Here is a 1,422-nt window from a genome sequence, read left to right as displayed (position 1 = left end):
ACCCTGATGATCGCCCGTTCGGGATCGACGATGCGGAAATAGAGCACCGCATTGACCTTCACCGACACGTTGTCGCGCGAAATCACATCCTGCGGCGGCACGTCCTGCACCACCACGCGGAGGTCGACCCTTACCATCTGCTGGACAAAGGGAATGAGGATGACGAGGCCCGGCCCTTTAATCCCGGTGAAGCGGCCGAGTGTGAAAACGACGCCACGCTCGTATTCCCTCAGGATGCGAATGGCGGCGGAGAGAAACAGGACGATGGCGACCGCGAGTATAAGATATGTGATATAGCCGATGATCATTGCCGTTCTCCATCGTTTGGCTTCTCTGCTTTTCGCCGCCGGACAGTCAGCACCAGGTCCTTGATCCCGGTCACCTCGGCGCTGTCGCCAATTGCGAGCGGCTCATCGGCCTGTGCTCGCCAGCGCTCGCCCTGGGCAAAGACGTGGCCTTCGTTTCCCGACCAGTCGATGATCTCGACCGGCAGGCCGTTCATCGCCTTTGCACCGACGCGCGAGGGCCTGTGGCGCGCCGCCCAAACATAGCTGCCGGTCAGGAGCGCCAGACCAAGCGTCAATGCGGCCGCAGTGCCGATCAGCATCCACGATATTTCGAAGCCGGGACCCTGCACCTTGAGCAGCATCGCCGATCCCAGAAGAAAGGCGACAACGCCTGCCAGCCCGAGCACCACTGTGGGATTGAAGGCTTCCATGACGAGGAAGGCGATGCCGAGCAGCATCAGCGCCAGGCCGGCGTAGTTTATCGGCAGAAGATCGAGTGCATAAAGCCCAAGCAGCAATGCCGTGGTACCGATGACGCCCGGTGCTACCAGGCCGGGGCTCGAGAACTCGAAGACAAGGCCGTAGACGCCGACCAGTATCAGGATCACGGCGAGGTTGGGATTGGTGATGATGGACAAGAGCCGGATCAGCCAGCCGGGCTCTACCGTTTCGACCGGCAGGTCCTTGGTCGCCAGCACCTCCTTCTTGCCAGCCACATCGACGGTGCGGCCATTGGCCTGCTGCAGCAGGTCGGCCGTGTCGCGCGCGACGAGATCGATGACATGCTCCTGCAAAGCGGCGTTGGCCGACAGGCTGGCTGCCTCGCGCACCGCCTTTTCGCCCCAGTCGGCGTTGCGCCCGCGCAATTCGGCGAGCGAGCGGATCAGGGCAACCGCGTCATTGGTCACCTTGGCCATCATCGGGTCGGCCGCAGCCTTCTGGTCTTTATTGCCGCCGCCATCGGGCAAGGTCGGCATCCCGCCAATTTCGACGGGCGTTGCCGCACCCAGATTGGTGCCGGGCGCCATTGCCGCCACATGGGTTGCATAGAGGATGTAGGTGCCGGCACTTGCCGCATGGCCGCCTGATGGCGCGACATAACCGATGACAGGAATGGGCGACGCCAAGATATCGG

General features: G+C 62.6%; 2 protein-coding genes. Both read right to left on the bottom strand.

Annotation, left to right across the window (positions count from 1 at the left end):
- Positions 1 to 308, bottom strand: a 308-nt coding sequence (locus AC1DDS_RS25710) for an SPFH domain-containing protein (RefSeq protein WP_477481432.1), incomplete at its 3' end; no start/stop codon positions are given.
- Positions 305 to 1,422 (bottom strand): NfeD family protein (locus tag AC1DDS_RS25705; RefSeq protein ID WP_477481431.1); only part of this gene is annotated, 1,118 nt, incomplete at its 5' end. The genes AC1DDS_RS25705 and AC1DDS_RS25710, both read right to left, overlap by 4 nt.

This window comes from Mycoplana sp. 10N416 (genome assembly GCF_056394765.1).
Note: the sequence above shows the minus strand (reverse complement) of the source record. Positions and strands in the feature narration are given on the sequence as shown.